The organism is Bacillus sp. 95MFCvi2.1, from assembly GCF_000374965.1.
Taxonomy (GTDB): Bacteria; Bacillota; Bacilli; order Bacillales; family Bacillaceae_G; genus Bacillus_A; species Bacillus_A pseudomycoides.
Genome location: NZ_KB895717.1, coordinates 24627 through 49079, shown reverse-complemented (window position 1 = coordinate 49079; position 24453 = coordinate 24627). Strand labels below are relative to the sequence as shown.

The following is a 24453-nucleotide window of genomic DNA, read 5'->3' as shown; positions in this document are numbered from 1 at the left end:
GCAAAATGTTATCCGGTATTAGCCCCGGTTTCCCGGAGTTATCCCAGTCTTATGGGCAGGTTACCCACGTGTTACTCACCCGTCCGCCGCTAACTTCATAAGAGCAAGCTCTTAATCCATTCGCTCGACTTGCATGTATTAGGCACGCCGCCAGCGTTCATCCTGAGCCAGGATCAAACTCTCCAATAAAGTTAGTTTGTCTAGCATCTAAAATAAAAATTGACGTTTCACGTTGTTTGTTTCGTTCAGTTTTCAAAGAACTCATTGCCGCCGAAGCGACTTTATCAATATAACATTTCGTTACATTTTCGTCAACAACTTTTTTATCTTAAAAGTTGTTTTCGTTTGTTTTCTTTGTTGTCTTTCGTGACAACGAATATAAATATACCAGTTCATTTATTAAAATGCAATAGTTTTTTCAATAAAATTTTTAACCTAATCAAAAAGTATAAAAACAGTATCAATCCCCCTACATAAAGACACCTTTCTTCTATATAGTAAATGAATCATTTTAACTTCATTATATGACAAAAAGAAAAGCTTTGGAGAAATCTCCAAAGCTTAGATTAGTCTTACTTATGACGCATCGCTGGGAATAACAGCACGTCGCGAATAGATGGCGCATTTGTTAATAGCATAACAAGACGATCAATACCAATTCCAAGTCCACCTGTAGGAGGCATACCGTACTCAAGTGCTTCAATATAATCATCGTCCATCATATGCGCTTCATCATTACCTTGCTCACGCTCTTTTAATTGCGCTTCAAAACGTTCTTTTTGATCGATTGGATCATTTAATTCCGTAAATGCATTCGCATGCTCACGAGCAACAATGAATAACTCGAAACGATCTGTAAAGCGTGGATCTTCATCATTCTTTTTCGCAAGCGGAGAAATTTCCACTGGGTGTCCATAGATAAATGTAGGTTGAATTAACTTTTCTTCTACTTTTTGTTCGAAGAATTCATTGATAATATGACCAACTTCCATTGTATCTTTAATTTCCACACCATGTTCTTTCGCCAATGCACGTGCTTCTTCCACGCTCATCGGGCTCCAGAAATCTGCTCCAGAATATTGTTTAATTGCATCTACCATGTGGAGACGTGTCCATTCTGGCTCTAAATTAATTTCTTGCTCACCGTACTGGATTGTTGTTGTACCTAGTACTTGTTTTGCGATATGAGCAATCATGTTTTCTGTTAGTTTCATAATATCTTTATAGTCAGCATATGCTTCATATAATTCGATCATTGTAAATTCAGGATTATGACGCGTTGACACACCTTCATTACGGAATACACGGCCGATTTCGTATACCTTCTCTAAGCCACCTACAATAAGGCGTTTTAAGTGTAACTCAATTGCAATACGCATATATAATTCCATATCTAACGCATTATGATGCGTAATGAATGGACGAGCAGAAGCACCACCCGCAATCGCGTGCATCATTGGTGTTTCCACTTCAAGGTAGCCATTATCATCTAAGTATCTTCTCATTTCACGAATGATTTTACTACGAGTAACAAATGTTTCACGACTCTCCATGCTCGTAATTAAATCTAGGTAACGTTGACGGTAACGTTGTTCAACATCTTTCAATCCATGGTATTTATCTGGAAGTGGACGAAGAGCTTTCGTTAATAACGTAAATCCTGTTGCTTTCACTGAAAGCTCACCTACGTTCGTTTTGAAAACTTTCCCTTCAATTCCTACTAAATCACCTAAGTCAGCTGTATTAAATAATTCATATTGCTCATCTCCAACAGCATCTTTACGAACATAGATTTGAACTTGTCCGTGTAAATCTTGGATATGTGCAAAACCTGCTTTCCCTTTACCGCGCTTCGTCATAATACGGCCAGCAATAGAAACAGAGATTCCTTTCTCTTCTAATTCTTCTTTAGAGAACTCTCCATACAAGTTTAATAATTCTTCCGTTGAATTCGTACGTTCAAAACGTTTACCAAACGGATCGATCCCTTGTTCACGTAAGTTATGTAACTTCTCACGACGAACAAGCAATTGGTCATTTAATTCTTCGTGGTTCATGTTATCCATGGTATTGATATCACTCCAGCTCTATTAAATTTTACAATATATACAGTATATCATTTTCTACTCAACTAGAAAAACTGCCAGTAGCATACTGGCAGTTCTTCTTTCTTTCACGTAATTATAGGTAGTGAGAGAAGGAATGTCAAACGTTCTCTCTTCCCTCCTTTTAACCAACGTGAATTGTTTGTTGTTTTGCTTCTACTTCTTCTACAAATGCACCTAATAAAGAGGCAAGATCTTCACGAGTATCACAAGTATTAATTGCATTACGTACTCTCGCATTACCACGAACACCTTTTAAATACCAAGCTGCATGCTTTCTCATCTCTCTTACTGCAATATCTTCATTCTTTAAGTCAATAAGACGATCTAAGTGCAACATACATACATCCATTTTCTCACGCACTGTTGGTTCCGGCATTAATTCCCCTGTTTCTAAATATTTTACCGTACGATAAATCATCCATGGATCCCCAAGAGCTGCACGTCCAATCATAACGCCATCTACCCCTACTTCATCAAGCATACGTTTCGCATCTTGAGGAGTTTCTATGTCACCATTTCCAATAACAGGAATATTTACAGATTGTTTTACCTGTTTAATAATATCCCAATCCGCTTTCCCTTCATACATTTGAACACGTGTACGTCCATGAACCGCTACCGCTTGACCGCCTGCACGTTCCACAGCTCTAGCATTTTCAATTGCGAAAATGTGGTCTTCATCCCAGCCAATACGCATTTTAACTGTAACTGGTTTTTCCACAGCATCTACAACGGCCGCTACCATTTCATATACTTTATCTGGATCTAATAACCACTTTGCACCAGCATCACACTTCGTAATTTTCGGAACTGGGCAACCCATATTGATATCGATAATATCCGCCGTTGTGTTTTTATCTACATATTTCGCAGCACCAACAAGCGTTTCTTTCTCACCGCCAAAAATTTGTAAACTTAGCGGCTTCTCTCTCTCATCGATATATAACATATCTAATGTTTTTTGGTTATTAAATAAAATCGCCTTATCACTTACCATTTCAGCACATACTAAACCTGCACCAAATTCTTTTACTGTTAAACGGAATGCAGAGTTACACACTCCCGCCATCGGTGCTAGTACAACTGGATTCTTCATCTCAATGTTTGCAATCTTTAACACTCTACTGTCTCCTTACTTTACCCTCACTTTGGCATTAATTCATCTATTGAAATATTTAATGTCTTAGCAACTTCTACTACAAAATCTTGAGAAGGGGTTCTATTCCCTCTCTCTACTTCTCCTAAAACAGATACAGATACCCCTAATTCCTTTGCAAAACCTTCTTGCGTATAACCTTTCAACTTCCGAAAAGCACGAATGCGTCTTCCCCATTTTTCTGCTTCCATACCGTTACTCCCTCTCGCCTTTTCATTTCATCTACTTGCGAACGTGAAATGTTTTGTTTTATATCTTGATTGATCTCTAACAACGGAACGATAACAAAAGCTCTTTCGAACATCCGCGGATGCGGCACAATAAGATTCTCTGCTTCAATATTTTCTTGATTATAGAGCAAAATGTCAATGTCAATGGTTCGCGGGCCCCATCTGATCTCCCTTTTTCTTCCTAAATCTATCTCAACCTTTTGCGTTACTTTCAACAATTCTTGCGGCAGTAAATTGGTAGAAATTTTTATAACTAAATTTAAAAAACGATTTTGATCTGTATATCCCACTGGATCTGTTTCATATACAGAAGAGACATCCTCCACTTGAATATGAGGATTTTTATTTAACAGCTCAATCGCTTGCAATAAATAAACATAACGATCACCAATATTTGATCCTAACGCAACATATACTACATTTTTCATGGTCGGCCTCTCGTAATTTCTACCGCCACAGCACGATAGTGCCCTGGTATTGGTGGATCCGGTTTAACAACCTTTACTGTACATCGCAAAATACTTACGTACTGATTCAATATATTCGCCGCTATATTTTCCGCAATACTTTCTACAAGCTTATATGTTCGATCTTCTACCACTTGTCTACAAAGTTCAAAGAGCTCCCCGTAGTTTACCGAATGCTCTAAGTTATCACTTTCGCCCGCTTGTTTTAAATCCAGTTCCACTGTTAAATCCACTTTAAACCTTTGCCCCAATTTATTCTCCTCTGGAAATACGCCATGATAGCCATAAAACTCCATATCATGAATATAAATTTTATCCAATCATTTTACCCCCTTGCCAATCATCGCATCCATCATCTTTGCCATACGTGCCATTTCCTTCACATCATGAACACGAATCATTTCACAGCCTTTATCAATACCAAGACAAATCGATGCTCCTGTGCCTTCTACACGTTCCTCTACCGGCAAATCTAAAACATGACCGATAAACGATTTTCTCGAAGTTGCAAGAAGGACTGGATACCCTAACACATGTAATTTTTCTAGATTGCGCATGGCTTCTAAATTTTGTTCTGGCGTCTTCGCGAAACCGATACCCGGATCTAAAACGATATTCTCATCAGGTACACCTGCACCTTTTGCAATTTTAACACTCTCATATAGATCCGCAATCATATCCGCAATAAGATTACGGTAATTTGTGTTATCACGATTATGCATTAAAATTATCGGCACATTATAATGTGCCGCAACTTCTGCAATTTTCGGTTCTGCCTTCGCTCCCCAGATATCATTAATAATATGAGCACCCGCTTCAATTGCTTGCTTGGCTACTTCAGCTTTATACGTATCAATAGAAATAGGCACTTTCACTTCTTTCGAAACCGCTTGAATCATCGGGATTACGCGCCCTAACTCTTCTTCCACCGAAACTTTCGCGAAACCAGGACGAGTTGATTCTCCACCGATATCAATAATATCAGCTCCATTACTCACCATTTCTCTCGCATGACTTACAGCTGCGTTCATCTCATCGTAGTTTCCACCATCTGAGAATGAATCTGGTGTAACATTTAAAATCCCCATGATTAATGTCTTTGTATTTAAATCCAATGTATATTCGCCGCAGCGCAAATCATAATTCCACTTCACACTACACATCTCCTCTTCGCAGTTCATTTCGGCTCCAAAGATTTTCTCTATGCATTTCATATACATACATTAGAGACTTTGTAACCTTTCCTTCTTTACCAGGGAAATTAAATTCTCCAATCTGATTAAGCGGAACAATTTCTTGAATAGAATTCGTTACAAACACCTCATCAGCGGAAAGTAACTCCTTTTGTGTAAAGAAACCTTCTTCCACATGTACATCTAATATTTCAGCAATCCTTATAATAAACGCACGAGTGATTCCATTTAAAATCCCAGTTTCAAGTGAAGGTGTATATAAGATACCCTCCTTTACAAAAAAGAGATTCGAAACAATCCCCTCCGCTACGTGGCCTGCTTCAGTAAAAAAAATCCCTTCTTTGTTCACAACATTTCCAATTTCACGTTTTCCTAAAATGTTATTTAAATAATGATGGGACTTTAAACGAAATGCTCCTTCCGGCGTATTTCGTATTTGCTTCAAAATAACGCCTTCCTTTTCCATCACTACACCAGGGACTGCTAAAGGCTTTATAAACACAATAACAGAGGGCTCTTCATAAACCTCTGTTTGTAAACCTATTTCATCTATACCAGCCGATACATTAAAGCGCACATACGCATGGTCTATCCTATTCCTTACAAGTAACTCCTGTAAAATGCACAGCACATCATCTTTCGTCATCGTCCATTTGATTTGCAACGTAGAAAGAGCATCCATTAAACGTTCATAGTGGTCATCTAATAAAAACGGATGACCATTATAAATACGAAACGTCTCAAAAACACCTAACCCATATAAATACCCATGATCATATGGAGAGATTTTCGCTTCATCCGCTTCCACATACGTGCCATTCACATAAATTAACATGATGATATACTTGGACTATAATTCCGAATAAAGTTCTGCAGCAATTCTTTCCCATGTGAAGTCATAATGGATTCTGGATGAAACTGCACTCCTTCAATTGGCAATGTTTTATGACGAAGCGCCATAATCTCTCCCTCTTCTGTCCAAGATGTCACTTCTAAACATTCTGGCAATGTTTCTTTTTTTACAATAAGAGAATGATAACGCGTTGCTGTAAATGGATTTGGAATGTCTGCAAAAATCATTTTTCCATCATGATACATAAGAGAAGTTTTTCCATGCATTAAACGATCCGCACAAACAACATCGCCTCCGAAAACCTGTGCAATCGATTGATGACCTAGACACACACCAAAAATAGGAATCTTTCCTGCAAAATATTTAATGACATCCATACTTATACCAGCTTCATTCGGACTACAAGGACCTGGTGAAATCATAATAAAGTCAGGTTTCATTTGTTCAATATCTGAAATGGTAATTTCATCATTGCGCTTGACGATAAGCTCTTGTCCAAGTTCTCCAAGAAATTGCACTAAATTAAATGTAAAAGAATCATAATTATCAATCATCAATATCATTTCTCTCACCTAACCGTTTCTTCGCTACTTTCTTTCGCACGCCACAGGGCGATTGCCTTTTTTAACGACTCTTTATATTCATTTTTCGGATTTGAGTCAATTACAATTCCTGCTCCAGCCTGCACATACGCTTGACCATCTTTTGCAAGAAGCGTCCGAATCACAATATTTAATTCCATATCTCCTGAGTAACCAATCCATCCAATTGAACCTGTATAAATCCCACGGCGAACAGGTTCTAATTCTTCTATAATTTCCATCGTACGTATTTTGGGTGCACCCGTAATCGTTCCACCTGGAAATACAGCTCGCACTAAATCGAAAGCATCCTTATCTCGTCCGACCTCACCACGAACGTTTGAAACGATATGCATAACATGCGAATATTTTTCGATAACCATAAATTCATCTACTTCTACAGTTCCATACTTACAAACTCGCCCTAAATCATTACGCTCTAAATCCACAAGCATGACGTGTTCTGCACGTTCCTTTTCATTTTCAATTAACTCTTTCGCTAAGCTCTCATCTTCTTGTTCATTCTTCCCACGAGAACGTGTACCAGCAATCGGACGGGTACTCACTTCATTCCCTTGCTTTTTAATTAACAATTCAGGTGAACCGCTAACAATTTGAAAATCTCCAAGCTCTAAATATCCCATATATGGTGATGGATTAATTTCACGAAGACTCGTATAAATCTCCAGTGGGTGTGTTTGTAATGTTTTCTCTTGTCTTGTAGACAAATTCACTTGAAACACATCTCCAGCCCCAATATATTCTTGAATACGCTGAACAGCTTTCATAAATCCTTCTTCTGTAAAAGCTACCGCTTCATTTCTATGTTCAGGACATTCAAATGGCAATTTAACTTCAGGAACTTCCTTCATCCAAAGGCTCTTCCATTCATTTAAACGACTTTCCGCTTCCTCACATTCATCTATATAATGCGTAATAATCCACAACACTTTCTCTTGTTGATCATACACAAACACGTCATCAAATAATAAAAAGAATATGTCAGGTATATCCACATCATCCTCCGCAAGGGAAGGAAGTTTTTCAATATAACGGATACAGTCATAACTAAAATATCCGATTGCACCACCTTGAAATGGCGGATAGTCTGGATTATGATTCGTTCTCCATCGTTCCATATACCTTTGCATTAAATCTAACGGATTGCCTTTCTCTATTGTTTCCTTACCGCTTTCACTTATATGTAACGTTTCATCTTTCCCCCGAATCACCGCTACCGGATCGAGCCCCGCAATACTATAACGACCCCCACGTCCACTTTCTAACAAAATATGTTGATTCTTATTCTGAGAAAGAGACTTATATTGCTTAAAAAAATCTAAATGATATGGAACAGAAAGCGCTAAAGATTTTCTTCGCTGCATACCAACACCCCGTCTTCTTTTATCCCACTCCCTTAGACTAATCACCCCAAATTACAGATGGTTAATATGAAACAATCGTCCCTGAGAGCTAGTGAAAATATTTTAACTTTACTACTACTTATTTTACATGAAGTTTTCTAGTCATTCACTATTTTCAAACGAAAAAAGAAAAAGCATTCCTTTTCAGGAATGCTTTTTCTGGCCATACTAATTATGATTCAAATTGATAAAGCGGTGTACTTAAATAACGTTCACCATTACTTGGAATAATTACAAGAACCTTTTTCCCTTTACCAAGTTTTTTCGCAACTTCTGTCGCGGCATAAATGACAGCACCTGAAGAAATACCAACTAAAATACCTTCTTCACGAGCCACTCTTCTCGCATATTCAAATGCCTGTTCTGTCTTTACTTGAATAATTTCATCATATACTTCTACATCCAATGTTTCAGGAACGAATCCAGCCCCAATACCTTGAATCTTATGCGGACCTGGTTTCCCACCAGATAACACTGGAGAATCTGCAGGTTCTACTGCGTAAATTCTAATATCTTTATATATTTCTTTTAACACTTCACCAGCACCTGTAATTGTTCCACCAGTACCGATACCAGCGATAAATGCATCTAATTCATTACCCATTTGTTCAACAATTTCTGGCCCTGTCGTCAAACGGTGAATTTCTGGATTCGCCGGGTTTTGGAATTGTTGTGGTATAAAGTAACCATGCTCTTTCGCTAATTCAGTTGCCTTACGAATTGCGCCGCCCATTCCTTCTGGACCCGGAGTTAATACTAATTCAGCTCCATAAGCACGTAATAAGTTACGACGTTCAATACTCATTGTCTCCGGCATTACTAAAATTGCCTTATAGCCCTTTGCAGCCGCTACCATCGCTAAGCCAATTCCTGTGTTACCACTCGTTGGTTCAATAATTGTATCGCCTTCTTGTAATAATCCCTTTTTTTCAGCAGCTTCGATCATAGATAATGCAATACGATCTTTTACGCTACTTCCAGGGTTCATGAATTCTAATTTTAAGTAAATGTCTGCACTGTCTTGCTCTACGATGCGGTTCAACTTAACGATCGGCGTTTTCCCGATTAATTCTGAAACTGATTGTGCCACTCGCATTCCTGTCACTCCTAACACCGAGTATTTTTATTGGTTTTATATACATTTCAATTTTGACAGAATTTTTCTTACTTGTCAATTTATTTAGATGATTTACAATTGCTAGAAAACCTTTCTGTTTACAAGGTTTCAATCAAGTTTGTAATATCTTCTTTAGAGAAATTATATCGCTCATTACAGAAATGACAATGCACTTCCGTTTCATCTTCTTCCTCACGAACTTGTTCTAATTCTTTTTTACCGAGACTAATTAATACACTCTCAATACGCTCACGAGAACATGTACAATTAAATTGAACGTCCATTGTTTCTAATACCTTCACTTTTTCTTTTCCTAGTACTTCGTATAATAATTCCTCTGGCGAAAGTCCTTGTTCAATTAATTTTGAAACAGGTGGGATTTTTTGCAGACGCTCTTCAATAAAGGAGATTGTCTCTTCCTGTGCTCCTGGCATAATTTGCAGGATAAATCCACCTGCAGCAAGTATGCTATCATCCCCATTTACAAGGACACCAATACCAACAGAAGAAGGTGTTTGCTCAGAAACAGCAAAATAATACGTGAAATCTTCTCCTAATTCTCCCGAAACAATTGGAGATTGCCCGATAAACGGTTCACGCATACCGATATCTTTAATTACTGTTAGAAACCCTTCTGTACCTACTGCTTGATATACACGCAATTTCCCTTGCTCTGTTGCTTCAAAATCAACGTGGGGATTCGTTACATATCCACGTACATCTCCATTCGCATGAGCATCCACTAAGATTGGGCCAAGTGGGCCATTTCCTTCCACCTTAATCGTCAGCTTCTGATCACCTTTTAACATAGCCCCCATCATTGCACCAGCTGTTAACGAACGCCCAAGTGCCGCTGAAGCGGTTCTCCATGTATCATGACGTCTTTGCGCCTCACTTACCATATTTGTTGTACGTACACTATACGCACGAACTTCTCCATCAAACGCTAACGCTTTTACTAAATAATCTTTCATACTTATTTATTCACCCTTCTCATGTTGTAAATTTGCATTACGTTCATATAGCATATGCAAGCCTTTTAATGTTAAAAACGGATCTACAACATCAATTACATTAGATTCTTCTGCAATTAATTTTGCTAATCCTCCAGTTGCAATAACTTTCGGTTCTTGTTTAGCTTCTTCTTTCATACGCTTCACAATACCTTCCACTTGTCCAACATACCCATAAAGAATGCCAGCTTGCATTGCACTTACTGTATTTTTCCCAACAATACTACTTGGTTTTGTAATTTCAATACGAGGAAGTTTAGCCGCTCTACTGTATAAAGCTTCTGCCGAAATCATAATACCTGGTGTAATTACCCCGCCCATATAATGCTTATTTTCGTTAATATAACAATATGTAGTAGCTGTTCCAAAATCGACAATAATAAGCGGGCTTCCGTATAATTGGATACCAGCTACAGCATTTACAATACGATCCGCTCCAACCTCACGCGGATTTTCATATTTAATATTTAAACCTGTTTTTATTCCTGGTCCCACTACAAGTGGTTTAATTTTGAAATATTTCTCACACATACGCTCTAAGGCAAACATAATTGGTGGTACAACCGAAGAAACAATAATTCCTTTCACATCTTGAAAAGAAAGGCCTTCATGTTCAAGTAACTGTTTCACTAACATACCATATTCATCTTCTGTTTTATGACGATCAGTCTCCATGCGCCAATGCTGACGAAGTTTCCCATCTTCAAATACACCAAGCACCGCATTTGTATTCCCTACATCCAATACAAAAATCATATTCTCACCACTTATCTTATTTAATCTATATTTGTGCAGTATGTACAAAACTGATAATGCCATCATATCATACATACCTATATAATCAGTTTTTCCATCTTCACCATTTTACAAAAAGATCGTTCACTATTTCAATTTTTAAAGCAAAGAAGCTTCAAATTTATATACAAGTACACAATTTTCTCAGCATAAAAAAAGGAGTGACTATTGTCACTCCTTCATTTCTTATTTATCTTCTGCGTTCTCGTCATCTTTTTTCATTGTGATATTCACTTTCACATCTTCAGAGGACTTTTTACGCTCAGGTAAAACTCCATAATCATATAAATGATTAATTTGCTCTGCATCTAACGTCTCCACTTCAAGTAACGTTTTTGCGATAATATCAAGCTTATCACGTTTTTCAGTAAGAATTTGTTTTGCACGAGCATAACATTCTTTCATAATCGTTTGCATTTCTACATCGATGTCATGTGCAATTGCATCACTGTAGTTTTGTTCTGAATGGAAATCTCTTCCTAAGAACACCTGACCACCTTGTGAGCTTCCAAACTGCATCGGTCCAAGCTTATCACTCATACCAAATTCCGTTACCATACGTCTTGCAATGCCAGTCGCACGTTGGAAGTCGTTATGAGCTCCTGTACTCACTTCACCAAATACAATTTCCTCAGCCACTCGGCCACCAAGTAAACCAGTGATTTTATCAAGTAATTCTGGTTTTGTCATGAAGTAACGATCTTCTTTTGGAAGCATTACCGCATATCCACCAGCTTGACCGCGAGGAACAATTGTTACTTTATGAACGATATCCGCCTCATCAAGCACGACACCAATTACAGTATGGCCCGCTTCATGGAATGCGACAATATTACGTTCTTTTTCAGAAATAACACGACTTTTCTTCGCAGGACCTGCAATAACACGATCCGTCGCTTCATCGATATCAGACATGTCAATTTTCTTTTTATCTTGACGCGCAGCTACTAATGCAGCTTCGTTTAATAAGTTCTCAAGATCTGCACCAGAGAATCCTGGTGTGCGAGTCGCAATTGCTCTTAAGTTAATATCATCATCAAGTGGTTTGTTACGAGCATGTACTTTTAGTACCGCTTCACGTCCATTTACATCTGGACGATCCACTGTGATTTGACGGTCAAAACGTCCTGGACGTAATAACGCTGGGTCAAGAATATCAGGACGGTTTGTTGCAGCGATGATAATAATACCTTCGTTTGCACCGAATCCATCCATTTCAACAAGAAGTTGGTTTAGCGTTTGTTCACGTTCATCGTGACCACCACCAAGACCTGCCCCACGTTGACGACCTACTGCATCAATCTCATCGATAAAGATGATACAAGGAGCATTTTTCTTCGCATTTTCAAACAAATCACGTACACGGGAAGCACCGACACCAACGAACATCTCTACGAAATCAGAACCACTAATAGAGAAGAAAGGAACGCCAGCCTCACCTGCAACAGCACGTGCAAGCAATGTTTTACCTGTACCTGGAGGTCCAACTAGCAGAACACCCTTAGGAATACGGGCACCAACTTCAGCAAACTTGCGAGGATCTTTTAAGAATTCTACTACCTCAACAAGTTCTTGTTTCTCTTCGTCTGCTCCAGCTACATCTCTGAAGCGCACTTTTTTCTTTTCATCATTGTATAACTTCGCCTTACTTTTCCCGAAATTCATAACACGGCTACCGCCGCCCTGAGCTTGGTTTAGTAAGAAGAAGAATAAGATGAAGATAATCACAAACGGAATGATAGAAGTAAAGAATGTCACCCAAGCACTCGTTTCCTCTGCTGGTTGATACTTCACTTCAGCACCTTGCGCTTTGTCATTAATTTTCTTTTGTAATTCTTCAGTATTTGGTGCATAAGTAACAAATTGTTCTTCCTGACTAGCATTGCTAAATTGTCCTTTTACCTCAAACACACCATTTTTTGGTTGAAGCTGCACATTACGCACTTCACCTTTTTCAAGTTTAGTAATGAATTTATCGTAGCTAACTGATGTTGTTTTTTGTGTTGAACCATTAAAATAGCTCACGATTCCAATCACTACTAAGAATATCAGTAAATAAAAGATGGTATTACGGAAGATACGATTCATTCCTAACCTCCTCTCACGGCATAAACACTATAGTAAATCGTAACATAGAAAAACTTTCCTATCCAATTTTTAACGCCTGTATTTAATTAATTTGAGTAAACGCTTGGTTTCAATACTCCAACATAAGGAAGATTACGATATTGCTCCTTATAATCTAAGCCATATCCTACAACAAATTCATGAGGAACAGTAAATCCAACATAATCCGCTTTCAGATCGACTTTGCGACCAGTTGGCTTATCTAGTAGCGTAACAATCTTTACAGATTTCGCCTTACGATATTTGAATAGGTCCACTAAGTAACTTAATGTAAGGCCGCTATCAATAATATCTTCAACGATTAAAATATCGCGACCTTCTACAGAAGTATCAAGGTCTTTTAAAATCTTCACTTCACCTGTTGAAACTGTAGAATGACCGTAGCTAGAAACAGCCATAAAATCCATTTCAAGATATGTATCTGTTCTTTTCAATAAATCTGCCATAAATGGCATTGCACCCTTTAATACACCGATTGCAAGAGGTACTGTATTTTTGTAATCCTCTGCAATAATTGCACCTAGCTCATGCACCTTTTCTTGTATTTGTTCTTCGGAAATTAATACTTTTTCGATATCTTGATTCATCATTTCATTATCCTCCTGGAAGACTCCTTGCTTTTGTAGTGAATAATCATATATTTATCCTTATCTGCTGTTCCATGTGAAATAGCAACTGCAGATTGTTTCAACAACGGAACCCAAATAATGTTCCCGCTTGCATCACAAACAATCGGCCACTCTTCTCTCTTTTCTTTTGGTACTTTTTCCTCAATAAAAATAGCTTTTATCTTTTTCGTACCACTCATACCTTTTATTGACATGCGATCTCCATTTTCTCTAGAGCGGATAAGAAGAGGATATGATATATCATTATACTTAGCAACAAATACTGTTTCATTCATGTTACTTGGTAATTCCTCATTTACTTCTGCTACAAGTTCATCACCGTTTGCTAAGGTAACAGCACCCGGTACTGATAAAACTTGTGAAAAAGGGAAAACAATTTCTTGCTTAAATCGGAAACTACATTCTTCATATGTACGAACAATTTTTAGGCCACCAGGAAAATCAAGTGAGCCTGAAGGGTGTGTCCGCTTAAAAAATGCAATAACTTTGTCAATATGTATAGAAGAAAGCGAAGACGGAATCTTGTATTCATAAAGATAGTTTAATATTAGTTGAATCCCTCTCCTTTGTAAAGGCATAGACATGGATTCAAAGGCAGGAATTGATAAGACGATGTGTTTATCCCTTTTTTTTGTAATTACTTTATTCATCTTTTCAAAAGCTAATTCCTGCAAATACGCCTCATCCTCTTGCATAAGCATACTAAAATTTTGAAATCGCTCATGCACATGCGGATTTTCCTCTTTTAAATAAGGTAGAACATACTTACGTAATCGATTCCTCGTATATACTTCCTTTTCGTTACTCGGATCCATACGTGGCGTAACCCCTAACCTTTTACAATAAGCATTAATCTCTTCCTTTGTTACCGCTAACAAAGGCCTAATTACATATCCACTATGGAAAGGGCGTTTCACAGCAATTCCAGCATAACCCTTCGGAGTACTCCCGCGGACGAGACGCATTAAAATCGTCTCCATCTGATCATCTCCATGATGCCCAAGAGCTACATATCCCGCATCATATTTCTTCATTATTCTTTCCAAAAATGCATATCGGCATTCCCTAGCAGCCACCTGTGCATTCATTCCATATTGCTGTTGATATTGCGATACATTAATTCTTATCGTTTCGCAAATAACCCCAATCTTCCGGCAAAGATTTTCTACAAATTGTAAGTCTTCATAGGATTCATCTCCTCTAAACATGTGATCCACATGCGCGACTACAATCTTCAATTTCTTCTCTTCCCTTTTCTCTAATAAATAATATAAAAGAGCTAAAGAATCAGGGCCTCCAGAAACTCCTACAACAATTGTCGAATGTTCCTCTAATACATCATGCTGCTTTGCAAACTCATCTACTTTTTCAACAAATGTATCTTTCAACTCCGCAATCACCTTTCGTTAAAACCAAACAATAACATACTTTTTACCTTACCTATAATGGTACAACTTTTACAAACTTTGTGCAAAAAAAAGATGTACAAAATTCACATTTTTATCTTACATCCCTTCCCTATCTTCATAGAAATAATACAGCTACTTTCTCCTATAAAAAAAGGCCTAGGTATCAACCTAGACCTCATAACCAAACTGAAGAGATTTCCGCTCCCCTATTGCGCTTGTTTACCCATAATTGGAATCGTAGCCCACTTTGGCATATTCTTCTTTACCTTCGCAACGACAATCGTCATATCATCATTGATATATCCATCACTAGATCGAATGACCTCTTCCATAATAATATCAGCAATTTCTTGTGGATCATCGGTTTGTAGTTCTTTAATTTTACGTTTCATCCACAATTCATGGTTTTCCACATGCTGCGCCCCTTCAAAAATCCCATCACTCATCATAATTAGAATGTCCTCTGTTTTTAATTGTTCACCAACAACATCCACCTCAACATCCTCAATGATTCCCATTGGCAAGTTGCTTGCTTCTATTTGTAAAACGTTATTTCCACGTTTTACAAAACTTGGGGTTGAACCAATTTTTAAAAACTTAGCACTTGCATCACGTAAATCTACCATAGCTAAATCAAGCGTCGTAAACATTTCTTCTGTCGTCCTCAATGAAAGAATTGAATTAATAGACTTAATAGCAATTTCTTCATCAATACCGGATTGCAATATTTTTTGTAACAATTTTACCGTTTCCTTACTTTCCATATGTGCCCTTTGTCCATTGCCCATTCCGTCACTAATGGCAAGAGCATATTTCCCAACACTTAAATCCATCATCGCATACGAATCTCCTGATACAAATCCGCCTCCTTTTGCCGCTGTAGCAAGCCCTGTATCAAGAGAAAATGTTTTCGCTGATCCAAAAGATATCATGCTATGACCATTTGGATAAGCAGAAGGTTCTTCATGTTTAACAATAATATTTTCTTTTAAAACATCCGAAAGCATCGGCGCAACTAATTTGTCACATTCCCCATGTTGATTAGATGCTGCTGGAATCATCATTTCAATATCAATATTCCCTCTATCTAAACAATAGATATCAACATGTTCCACCTCGACACCAAAGTCACGAAACGCTTGTAAAATTTGTTCTTCCTGTACCTGATGATTTTCCCGTTCACGCTGAATTTCTTTCGCAAAATCTTCCATTACTTTTGAAACACCTAATAATTGTTCTGCAACAATTCTACGATTCTCTTTCATTTGTTTTCGTAACTTTTGTCCCTCATAGAAATGACTTAATTCTCCTGCCATTAAATCTGTTATCTTTTTTCCTCTTACGCAGTGCTTGTCCCATTCACGAACCAACTTACGGTTATGCTGAAGCGTCCCTTCTTCTGTTTCATTCATAATTTGTTTCATATAATCATATGTTTTATCAAAATTCACTACCCAGCATTGATCCTTTTTAAAACATGATTGACACGTCTTTGCTGTAATTGTACTTAAAAATAAATCAGCTTCTGTTTCCTCATCCTCTTCCTCCACATATCCATATACCGAAAAGCTATTAGATAATGCAGAGAATACATTTGCAAATTGATTAATTTTATTCGCTGTCACATCACGCATTCTTCGTAAATATTGTTGTTGATCCTGAGAATGTTCTTGTGTTCCTGGCATAAATTTAGCAAGCCGATCGATAATTGCCTGTGGTGTTAGTAAAAAGAATCCTATCGCCACTCCAGATTCTATTAAAGTTGTTATAATATTTACTTGTTTGTCGACGTATAATGTGATTAGACTTGTACCAATTAGCAACCCTAAACTAACGCCCAAACGCTTCCCTTCTTTTAATAATCCACCAAGTAACCCCGAAAAAGCCAATAGACTAAGTTGAGATAAGCTACCTACATTCGCTAAACTCAATATCAATCCTGTAACAACCCCTACTGTTGAACCAGTAGCTGCCCCTGCAACAAAAGCAAATAATAACACTAAATATCTCGTGAAAATATGTTGAACTGAAGCGTCGTAAATAAACCAATCTGTTGTACCCGTCAACACAGATGCAAGTAGTATAATTAAACAAACAATTTCTTCCGTTTCTAACGCTTGTTGCTTTCCTTTTCTTTCTGTCAATAACGGTACACTTTGTAGAAAAATCATTGTTAAAACAAAACTAAGCCCTGCTTCAATAGTACTTACAAGTAAATCATACATAGTGACGGTTTGCTGCGCGAAGTAAACAACAGCGAGATGTGCGGTTAATGCGGAGATAAATACTTGAAATGGTACAAGTCCAACAATTTTACGTGTAAATCGACTAAAGAAGATATTGTAAATGAAGAAAGTAAAAATAGATGCAAAGGCAAAAAGTAAATTATCTAGTGAAACGGAAAGCGCACCACCCATAAGAGCAAGAAATGCGAGTGCCATCTTATCACGCTTCATTACATAAACAGCAGCAAAAAACGGTAGTGCAAACGGTAAAATGTTCGTTAATATATATGCTCTTCCTAAAAGAAAACCGATTACAGCAATAACGAATCCCCATCTAAAGAAAACTTGCTCCAACTTCACTTTCAACTTGCTTGTCCATGTTATTGATCTGAGTTGTCCATCATTCATAGCCAGTGTACTTGTGTTCACAGTATTCCTTCCTGCTTTTGGCATATTTTTAACACCACCTGCATAGTTTAATTACTGTCATTATAAAAGATGATTATTGGGATTTTTGTCAAAACAACAGTTCACACTTACATAATCGTTCGACTTTTTATTCGAAATAAACCTATATATATACAAGTTGTTAAAAATAAGGACCTTAAAAGAACAGAAAATTCAAAAAATATAGGGTGTTTTTGTAGAAGCTTTGCACTTATTTATAATTTCTTAATAAAAAAAAGATCATGCTATCTGCATGATCTTTTCTAGATGACCCGTACGGGATTCGAACCCGTGTTACCGCCGTGAAAGGGCGGTGTCTTAACCACTTGACCAACGGGCCGTTAAAATAAATATAGCGGCGGAGGGGATCGAACCCCCGACCTCACGGGTATGAACCGTACGCTCTAGCCAGCTGAGCTACACCGCCATGTCGTCTTATTTAACGGACAATTAGTATCTTATATCAAATTCACTTTAAAGTCAACATGTTTCAAAAAGTTTTTTATTCTTTTTTTATATACTCATTTACATAAAAAAGCACCCCGAGTGACTTACTCCGGGCACCTCTCTATATGTTAAGAATAAAACGTTCGTTTTATCCGCGACGAGCGCCACGGCCACCACGTTTAGATTCTGTATTACGCTTTAAAGAAGTTAGACGATCTTCACTGTCTTTTAAAAAGCGTGCCATCTTTTGCTCAAACGTTTCCTTTTGATTGCCACCATTATCACGGCCACCACGGTTATCTCTGTTAAAAGAACGATTGCGTTGTGGACGCCCAGAACGTTGTTGATCACCACCACGTTGATCACCACCACGTTGATATTCACTGCGTGGACGATCTCCTTCTGGTTTTACACGTTCTTTCGCTTTTTTAATAGATAGACCGATTTTTCCATCTTTTTCAACATTAATAACTTTTACTTCTACTTGGTCGCCTACTTTTAAGTGATCATTAATATCCTTCACATAATTATCAGCAACTTCACTAATATGAACAAGACCCGTTAAGCCTTCTGGCAGCTCCACAAAAGCCCCAAAATTTGTAATACCTGTTACTTTACCTTGTAACTTGCTGCCTACCTCGATTGACATAAAAAAAATGCTCCTCCTTAGTGGTTAAAAAGTCAAATTTTACTTTATTATATATAATCCTAAAATATAGTGTCAATAAGACACGACCTACTTAGAAACAGGAAAAATTATCTCCCCTTTTCCAGAGAAGAAATAATCCCTCCTAGCAATCTTTAAAACATACTCTTCATCATTCAACTTTTGAACATCATCTTGTAATTTTTTTTCTTTCTTTGTTAATGAACCCAATTCTTTTTTCATCTCTTCAACCTTTACTTCTTTTGCTTTAATGGAACTATTTTGTTGATAAAACGTTACACTAATGCTCGCAATAATTGTAAAAGCAAAGACAAGAAAAACTGCTAAACGGCGATATAATCGCCTCCTGTTTTCATTTGTTTGTATTATATGTTCTCTTACAGAATTTGGATTCTGCTCTTCAATCAATCTTTGCCTCAGTTCCCTCATTTCCGAGGTCCCCCTAACTTCTTTTTTATACGCTCCCAAATTTGAAAGATATATTTCTTCAATTTCCTTGTATGTTGCAGTAATTCCACATATCTCTTTATAAAAAGTTTAACACGGTTAGGGAGAAGTTTCCATATGAGCAAAGTAAGAAATCGAACAGGCCAGAAAAAAACTTTCCATACAAAAAGTAATATCCATACGGTACACTTCCACAACACATGCCCAATTGAAAATAGTATACGAAATAAAAATAAAATAAAAGCAATAATAAGCTGCGCTATAATAATAACAGGTTTTATCATAAGTAGCTGTACAATTTGGATAAAAAATTGTATCGTTTGTACAAAAATATAAATGAGAAAATTCAATACTCGCATATACACTGCTTTCAATAAGCTTTGATATGCAGCAAAACCACAAAACAAAGCTACAAAAACATATATACGTAATTCAGCTTCATTTACAAGCAGCAATACGTAAAAGACAAACAGTGCTTGGACAATCCAAAACAGTATATCATATATAAATACAATCCAACGCTTACGCCGCGGTCTCTGTAAAAAGCGTTGGTATGTATCTAACGCCGCTCCAATCCAAGCACCCATTCCAATCATAGAAAGCATTGTATACAGTTGAATCGTTAAACTCATTTAAACAACTTACTAAAGAATCCTTTAGCTTTCTCCCCTTGATTTTCATCAATGTACAACATCTCATGAATTTTCCCTTTAATGGATACAATACCTTTTTCTACATCTAAATTTTTCATCTGTAAGTTTTGACCGCGAATTGTTAAAAAACCCATTACAGTTTCTAATAAAAACTCTTCACTATCAAAACTCTCTACTTGCTTTACGCCAGTAATATCTATTACACGTCTACCACGCATAATAATATCATGCTCTACAGAAACATTCTGTTGATTAGAAGACGCAACTGAGTAGCCCTTATTCACGTCAATCCCCCCATAGCTTTATACTATCTAGTAAATAATGTATGAGGAGAGAAAATAATTTAGAACAAGCCTTCTTCTGCTTTCACTTTCTCTTCACGAACTACCGTATACATATTAGCTGCATCTTCTTTTTTCGTTGTTTCTTTTAATTCATTTACTTTTACAGTTACTACCTTTTGTCCAAAACGAATTGTTAGTTCATCTTCTACTTTCACAACAGAGCTCGCCTTTGCAGCTTGCCCATTAATCGCAATTCTTCCTTGATCAGCTACTTCCTTTGCTAATGTTCTCCTTTTAATTAGACGCGATACTTTCAAAAATTTATCTAAGCGCATCTCATTTCCCCCCTATCGATTCTCTATCTGCTTCGCTTCTTCCCATAAAGCATCCATTTGCTCTAACGTTAACTCCTGCATTTCCTTATTCATTTCAGCTACTTTGGCTTCCATGTATATAAATCGGCGCATGAATTTCTCATTTGTGGTACGAAGTGCCTCTTCTGGATCCAATTTATAGTAGCGAGCAATATTAACAAAGGCGAATAGTAAATCCCCAAATTCACCTAACATTTTTTCTTTATCCATCTTTGCAACTTCCTGCTCAAACTCTTTCAATTCTTCAAAAGCTTTATCCATCATTGGCTGTACATCATCCCAATCAAAACCAACTTTTCCTGCTTTTTTCTGAATTTCATACGCACGCATTAATTGTGGTAAACTTTTTGGAATTCCCGTTAAAGCAGACTCCCTTACATGCCCTTTTTCTTGTTTTTTAATTTCTTCCCAGTTTAAAACAACTTCTTCCGCGCTCTCTACATCTATATCTCCGAACACATGCGGATGACGACGTACCATTTTTTCAGATAGCGTTCGGATGATATCATCAACTGAGAACCAGCCCTCATCTTCTCCAATTTGAGCATGAAGCATAACTTGTAACAACACATCACCAAGTTCTTCAATCAAGTGGTCATCATCTTCTTCATCAATTGCCTCTAACACTTCATATGCCTCTTCAATTAAATATTTCTTTAAAGACTGATGTGTTTGCTTTTTATCCCATGGACAGCCATTTGGCCCACGAAGCTCAGCAATAATTTCTCGGAGCACATCAAATTGTTGATATAAAGAAGCTCGCTCAGTAACAGGCGGTACATATACGCTTGTTAAATTGTTCAACTCTGTTTCATGATCCAACATATAGAGCGGCACTTTTTTCACTTGCTCAAAAGATGTTCCTGCAGCTGTTACAATATATACTTCATACTCATCAGGCAACATTTCCATTAATGTCAACTTAACCTCAGATGCAACAAACGCATCATATACTTGGCAAAAAATTAAGTGTTGGCGTAATTCTAATTGACCTCTTTCAAATGAAGTTGCATCAATAAGTTGGAATCCTTCAATTGGATCTATTTTTAAACTAGCAAACATCGGATCCAAAAAGCTTTGTCCACCTTCAATTCGCACCTCAATCTGCTTCGTTTCCCCTTTTTGCAAGAGTAATTGAACAGTTCGTTCCGCAACAAGCGGATGACCTGGTACAGCATATATAATATCCGCACCTTGCGCTTGTTCCATTAACGTATTCGCAATTGTTTCATACACGATTTCAAATGTATCGTGCGACTCATATACATCATCAAAAGCCGTGTACTTTACACCTTCCTTTTCTAACTCTTCAATAACAGGATGCTCTTTCGTACGCACATACATATGATCTGCTTCTTTTATTTTTCGGTATACACCCATTGTCAGCTGATCTAATTCACCAGCACCTAATCCTAAAATCGTGATTACTCTACTCACAACCATTCACCTCTATCCACTCTTCTTCAATGAAGCTTGTACCTTCTCTTGCTTCATAACAGTCCCTAATTCTTTTTTTGTAAAAACACTTAACTTTGTAATTAAAAACAGATATACCAATCCGCCAATCGCTACGCCTAGCAACGCTTCAATTACAGCTAATCCTCTATACCCTTCATCACTTGCTAGTCCCAACCCTTCATAAATACGCATAAATAACATTAATATAACGACCATTCCTAATCCACTGATCGTTACTCCAAATATGCCTTGTTTATGAATGAGTGGTTCTTCTACAATTCGAATAAGGAAAGCACTATTTAACAAAGCGATAACCATGAGCGAAATTAACGTTGCGACTGCCGCCCCAGTTACACCAAATTGCGGCATTAACATATAATTAAGCAATAATTTTAGACACCCTCCAAATATAACAAACAATGCCGGCTTTACAGTTTGACCAAGCCCTTGCAGAATAGAAGCCGTTGTAATGGATAAGGAACTAAATAAAATAGAAACAGCTAAAATAGCTAATACACCTGAGCCCTCACTATTTTCAAACAACATAATATTTGTCGGCTTAATGATACACGCTAATCCTAATGCTGCCGCAACTCCAATCACAAAAGTTATCTTCATCGCTAACTGCACCTTTTGTTGAATAAACAGACGATCTCCTCGTTCTTTTGCTGAAGTAATAATTGGAATAAGCGAAAGTGAAAATGAAGTCGTCACAACTGTACCAAGCTGCATAAGCGGGATACTCCTGTCATAAACACCCTTTAATACTTTTGCAATTTCCGCCGGTTCTCCTGCCTGAATAAGCAATGTATAAAACGAAACTGAATCTGCCATTTGTATAAAAATTAACACTAAATTACTAACACAAATAGCCATTCCTTGCCAAAAAAGGATTCGAATGATTCTCTTTTTATTGTGTACCCTCTTCCATCCTTGTAAGAAAATAGAGCGAAAATTATGCCGCATATAAAATAAAAGTACGAGTATACCAATAAATCCGCCTGCAATCGACCCCAACATCGCTCCTGCTCCAACTGTATATAAATCAAATTCATGTGCAATGAGGAACAACGATAAGAACACAATAATTGACACACGAACCGTTTGTTCAATCACTTGCGATATAGCTGTCGGTATCATATTGTTAAACCCTTGGAAGTGCCCTCGTGCAACAGATAAAAAGGGCATTAACAAGAATGAAAATGAAATAACTCTTAGCAGTTTATCTAAATTTGCATCGCCCATGACTGATGCAATCGTGTGAGCTCCTAAAAACAACGTAAAGAAACCTATACAACCGATTCCTAATAAAAACCAAAAAGAAACACAAATAATTCCCTCTGCCTCTTCCTGTTTTCCTTGTTCTAAACGCTCTGCTACCATCTTAGAAATAATGATGGGAAAACCATAAGTAGCTAAAATTAAACAAAATCCATAAAACGGATAAATTTGTTGATAAATATAAAAACCAACATCCCCCGCTATATTTTGATATGGAATACGGTAAAAAGCGCTTAATACTTTCGTAACAAAACTTGCAATCGTTAATATAATAGCCCCGCGCCAAAAAGCTTGATACTTCTTCGCTTCCATACGAGAAAACTCCTTTTCCTATTCTCATCCCTCGTATTATATCACAAAGAAAAAACAGGATTCCTTTTAGATTTATACAATAAAAAAGGTAGCAAGACGCTACCTTTAAATGAAATACAATCCTACTTTCCGAAAAAAACCTTTTATAAAGAAATATTATGATTAAGAAGAATTACTGTTCCATTTGTTTTGCTAAAAAACTTGCAGCAGTATTTACTGCCTTATGCTCTACCTCACTTATAATTGCTTCTTTTGAAAAGATGATAACAGCTCCAATCGGATCTCCATTTGCAACGATTGGGCCAACTGTATAAGAGCTAACCTTTTCAGTTACACCATCGATAATCGAAATTTCACTTTCATCTGTCATAACAACAGATTTTCGATCTTCCATCGTTTTTTCGATTAAATCGCCAACACTTTTATTTAAGTATTCTTTTTTAGATACCCCCGCTACGGCGATAATGGAATCGCGATCACACACGAGTACGTTATGTCCTAAACTATCGTATAAAGCTTCTGCATATTCTTTTGCAAAATCACCTAATTCACTAATTGGAGAATATTTTTTCAAAATCACTTCTCCATCGCGATCCACAAAAATTTCTAGTGGATCTCCTTCTCGGATACGAAGGGTTCTACGAATTTCTTTCGGAATTACTACCCTACCTAAATCATCAATTCGACGTACAATTCCAGTTGCTTTCATTCTAATGCTGCCTCACTTTCTACTGATGATGAAAGTGGTGAATTTAC

The 24453-nt window shown here is 37.2% G+C and carries 24 protein-coding genes, 2 tRNA genes and 1 rRNA gene; all 27 read right to left on the bottom strand.

What is annotated here, in order from left to right; all coding sequences use genetic code 11:
• Positions 1 to 189 (bottom strand): 16S ribosomal RNA (locus C568_RS0125240); the annotation flags it as partial.
• Between the two features lie 383 nt (positions 190 to 572).
• Positions 573 to 2066, bottom strand: a complete 1494-nt coding sequence (lysS, locus tag C568_RS0125235; RefSeq protein WP_003194294.1) for a lysine--tRNA ligase — start codon at positions 2064 to 2066, stop codon at positions 573 to 575.
• A gap of 163 nt (positions 2067 to 2229) precedes the next feature.
• The gene (dusB, locus tag C568_RS0125230; protein WP_003194292.1) at positions 2230 to 3228 is read right to left on the bottom strand and encodes a tRNA dihydrouridine synthase DusB; all 999 of its coding nucleotides are present in this window, start codon (positions 3226 to 3228) and stop codon (positions 2230 to 2232) included.
• A gap of 23 nt (positions 3229 to 3251) precedes the next feature.
• Entirely contained in the window at positions 3252 to 3455 is a 204-nt protein-coding gene (locus tag C568_RS0125225) for a helix-turn-helix domain-containing protein (protein WP_000387032.1), read from the bottom strand.
• On the bottom strand, positions 3407 to 3922 hold the full coding sequence (gene folK, locus C568_RS0125220) for a 2-amino-4-hydroxy-6-hydroxymethyldihydropteridine diphosphokinase (protein WP_018767315.1): 516 nt from the start codon (positions 3920 to 3922) through the stop codon (positions 3407 to 3409). Before folK ends, C568_RS0125225 begins: the two co-directional genes overlap by 49 nt.
• The gene (gene folB / locus C568_RS0125215) at positions 3919 to 4281 is read right to left on the bottom strand and encodes a dihydroneopterin aldolase (protein ID WP_003194288.1); all 363 of its coding nucleotides are present in this window, start codon (positions 4279 to 4281) and stop codon (positions 3919 to 3921) included. The genes folK and folB overlap by 4 nt, the downstream gene beginning before the upstream one ends.
• Entirely contained in the window at positions 4282 to 5142 is an 861-nt protein-coding gene (folP, locus tag C568_RS0125210) for a dihydropteroate synthase (protein ID WP_026008711.1), read from the bottom strand.
• A complete protein-coding gene (gene pabC, locus C568_RS0125205; protein WP_018783073.1) occupies positions 5117 to 5989 on the bottom strand; it encodes an aminodeoxychorismate lyase in 873 nt (290 codons plus the stop codon). The genes folP and pabC overlap by 26 nt, the downstream gene beginning before the upstream one ends.
• Complete coding sequence (gene pabA, locus C568_RS0125200; RefSeq protein WP_029427745.1) at positions 5983 to 6570, bottom strand: aminodeoxychorismate/anthranilate synthase component II; 588 nt, start codon at positions 6568 to 6570, stop codon at positions 5983 to 5985. Before pabA ends, pabC begins: the two co-directional genes overlap by 7 nt.
• 5 nt (positions 6571 to 6575) lie before the next feature.
• A complete protein-coding gene (gene trpE / locus C568_RS0125195; protein ID WP_006093083.1) occupies positions 6576 to 7973 on the bottom strand; it encodes an anthranilate synthase component I in 1398 nt (465 codons plus the stop codon).
• Positions 7974 to 8184: 211 nt separating this feature from the next.
• On the bottom strand, positions 8185 to 9108 hold the full coding sequence (gene cysK, locus C568_RS0125190; protein ID WP_018767319.1) for a cysteine synthase A: 924 nt from the start codon (positions 9106 to 9108) through the stop codon (positions 8185 to 8187).
• 119 nt (positions 9109 to 9227) lie between these two features.
• Positions 9228 to 10103: a redox-regulated molecular chaperone HslO gene (gene hslO, locus C568_RS0125185; RefSeq protein WP_018783072.1), complete on the bottom strand. Its 876-nt coding sequence runs from the start codon at positions 10101 to 10103 to the stop codon at positions 9228 to 9230.
• Positions 10104 to 10109: 6 nt separating this feature from the next.
• Positions 10110 to 10898, bottom strand: coding sequence for a type III pantothenate kinase (locus tag C568_RS0125180; protein ID WP_003194273.1), 789 nt, complete (start codon positions 10896 to 10898; stop codon positions 10110 to 10112).
• Positions 10899 to 11123: 225 nt separating this feature from the next.
• Positions 11124 to 13025 carry an ATP-dependent zinc metalloprotease FtsH gene (gene ftsH / locus C568_RS0125175; RefSeq protein WP_018767320.1) on the bottom strand — a complete coding sequence of 634 codons (1902 nt, stop codon included), beginning with the start codon at positions 13023 to 13025 and terminating at the stop codon, positions 11124 to 11126.
• An 86-nt stretch (positions 13026 to 13111) separates the two neighbouring features.
• On the bottom strand, positions 13112 to 13654 hold the full coding sequence (gene hpt / locus C568_RS0125170) for a hypoxanthine phosphoribosyltransferase (protein ID WP_000981837.1): 543 nt from the start codon (positions 13652 to 13654) through the stop codon (positions 13112 to 13114).
• Positions 13651 to 15081, bottom strand: coding sequence for a tRNA lysidine(34) synthetase TilS (tilS, locus tag C568_RS0125165; protein WP_018783071.1), 1431 nt, complete (start codon positions 15079 to 15081; stop codon positions 13651 to 13653). The genes hpt and tilS overlap by 4 nt, the downstream gene beginning before the upstream one ends.
• A gap of 227 nt (positions 15082 to 15308) precedes the next feature.
• Entirely contained in the window at positions 15309 to 17780 is a 2472-nt protein-coding gene (gene spoIIE, locus C568_RS0125160; RefSeq protein ID WP_018783070.1) for a stage II sporulation protein E, read from the bottom strand.
• A 262-nt stretch (positions 17781 to 18042) separates the two neighbouring features.
• Positions 18043 to 18114: transfer RNA gene (locus C568_RS0125155), tRNA-Glu, on the bottom strand.
• Positions 18115 to 18127: 13 nt separating this feature from the next.
• Positions 18128 to 18201, bottom strand: a tRNA-Met gene (locus tag C568_RS0125150).
• Positions 18202 to 18369: 168 nt separating this feature from the next.
• Positions 18370 to 18870 carry a S1 domain-containing RNA-binding protein gene (locus C568_RS0125145; protein WP_003194257.1) on the bottom strand — a complete coding sequence of 167 codons (501 nt, stop codon included), beginning with the start codon at positions 18868 to 18870 and terminating at the stop codon, positions 18370 to 18372.
• Between the two features lie 87 nt (positions 18871 to 18957).
• Positions 18958 to 19317 (bottom strand): cell division protein DivIC, encoded by a 360-nt coding sequence (gene divIC, locus C568_RS0125140; RefSeq protein ID WP_018767322.1) that lies wholly within the window; start codon positions 19315 to 19317, stop codon positions 18958 to 18960.
• Positions 19314 to 19967, bottom strand: a complete 654-nt coding sequence (yabQ, locus tag C568_RS0125135) for a spore cortex biosynthesis protein YabQ (protein WP_018767323.1) — start codon at positions 19965 to 19967, stop codon at positions 19314 to 19316. Before yabQ ends, divIC begins: the two co-directional genes overlap by 4 nt.
• Positions 19964 to 20272: a sporulation protein YabP gene (yabP, locus tag C568_RS0125130; RefSeq protein WP_003194251.1), complete on the bottom strand. Its 309-nt coding sequence runs from the start codon at positions 20270 to 20272 to the stop codon at positions 19964 to 19966. Before yabP ends, yabQ begins: the two co-directional genes overlap by 4 nt.
• A gap of 59 nt (positions 20273 to 20331) precedes the next feature.
• The gene (locus C568_RS0125125) at positions 20332 to 20607 is read right to left on the bottom strand and encodes an RNA-binding S4 domain-containing protein (protein WP_003194249.1); all 276 of its coding nucleotides are present in this window, start codon (positions 20605 to 20607) and stop codon (positions 20332 to 20334) included.
• A gap of 12 nt (positions 20608 to 20619) precedes the next feature.
• Positions 20620 to 22083: a nucleoside triphosphate pyrophosphohydrolase gene (gene mazG, locus C568_RS0125120; protein WP_029427744.1), complete on the bottom strand. Its 1464-nt coding sequence runs from the start codon at positions 22081 to 22083 to the stop codon at positions 20620 to 20622.
• Positions 22084 to 22095: 12 nt separating this feature from the next.
• Entirely contained in the window at positions 22096 to 23697 is a 1602-nt protein-coding gene (locus tag C568_RS0125115) for a putative polysaccharide biosynthesis protein (RefSeq protein ID WP_018783068.1), read from the bottom strand.
• A gap of 172 nt (positions 23698 to 23869) precedes the next feature.
• The gene (gene spoVT, locus C568_RS0125110) at positions 23870 to 24406 is read right to left on the bottom strand and encodes a stage V sporulation protein T (RefSeq protein WP_006093076.1); all 537 of its coding nucleotides are present in this window, start codon (positions 24404 to 24406) and stop codon (positions 23870 to 23872) included.
• Between the last annotated feature and the right edge of the window lie 47 nt (positions 24407 to 24453).

Bases quoted from the DNA above. Each gene is read 5' to 3' on its own strand.
- lysS (WP_003194294.1), bottom strand. From the start codon at position 2,066: ATGGATAACATGAACCACGAAGAATTAAATGACCAATTGCTTGTTCGT.
- C568_RS0125225 (WP_000387032.1), bottom strand. From the start codon at position 3,455: ATGGAAGCAGAAAAATGGGGAAGACGCATTCGTGCTTTTCGGAAGTTG.
- folK (WP_018767315.1), bottom strand. From the start codon at position 3,922: ATGAAAAATGTAGTATATGTTGCGTTAGGATCAAATATTGGTGATCGT.
- folP (WP_026008711.1), bottom strand. From the start codon at position 5,142: ATGAACTGCGAAGAGGAGATGTGTAGTGTGAAGTGGAATTATGATTTG.
- pabC (WP_018783073.1), bottom strand. From the start codon at position 5,989: ATGTTAATTTATGTGAATGGCACGTATGTGGAAGCGGATGAAGCGAAA.
- pabA (WP_029427745.1), bottom strand. From the start codon at position 6,570: ATGATATTGATGATTGATAATTATGATTCTTTTACATTTAATTTAGTG.
- trpE (WP_006093083.1), bottom strand. From the start codon at position 7,973: ATGCAGCGAAGAAAATCTTTAGCGCTTTCTGTTCCATATCATTTAGAT.
- cysK (WP_018767319.1), bottom strand. From the start codon at position 9,108: ATGCGAGTGGCACAATCAGTTTCAGAATTAATCGGGAAAACGCCGATC.
- hslO (WP_018783072.1), bottom strand. From the start codon at position 10,103: ATGAAAGATTATTTAGTAAAAGCGTTAGCGTTTGATGGAGAAGTTCGT.
- C568_RS0125180 (WP_003194273.1), bottom strand. From the start codon at position 10,898: ATGATTTTTGTATTGGATGTAGGGAATACAAATGCGGTGCTTGGTGTA.
- ftsH (WP_018767320.1), bottom strand. From the start codon at position 13,025: ATGAATCGTATCTTCCGTAATACCATCTTTTATTTACTGATATTCTTA.
- hpt (WP_000981837.1), bottom strand. From the start codon at position 13,654: ATGATGAATCAAGATATCGAAAAAGTATTAATTTCCGAAGAACAAATA.
- spoIIE (WP_018783070.1), bottom strand. From the start codon at position 17,780: ATGCCAAAAGCAGGAAGGAATACTGTGAACACAAGTACACTGGCTATG.
- C568_RS0125145 (WP_003194257.1), bottom strand. From the start codon at position 18,870: ATGTCAATCGAGGTAGGCAGCAAGTTACAAGGTAAAGTAACAGGTATT.
- divIC (WP_018767322.1), bottom strand. From the start codon at position 19,317: ATGAGGGAACTGAGGCAAAGATTGATTGAAGAGCAGAATCCAAATTCT.
- yabQ (WP_018767323.1), bottom strand. From the start codon at position 19,967: ATGAGTTTAACGATTCAACTGTATACAATGCTTTCTATGATTGGAATG.
- C568_RS0125125 (WP_003194249.1), bottom strand. From the start codon at position 20,607: ATGCGCTTAGATAAATTTTTGAAAGTATCGCGTCTAATTAAAAGGAGA.
- C568_RS0125115 (WP_018783068.1), bottom strand. From the start codon at position 23,697: ATGGAAGCGAAGAAGTATCAAGCTTTTTGGCGCGGGGCTATTATATTA.
- spoVT (WP_006093076.1), bottom strand. From the start codon at position 24,406: ATGAAAGCAACTGGAATTGTACGTCGAATTGATGATTTAGGTAGGGTA.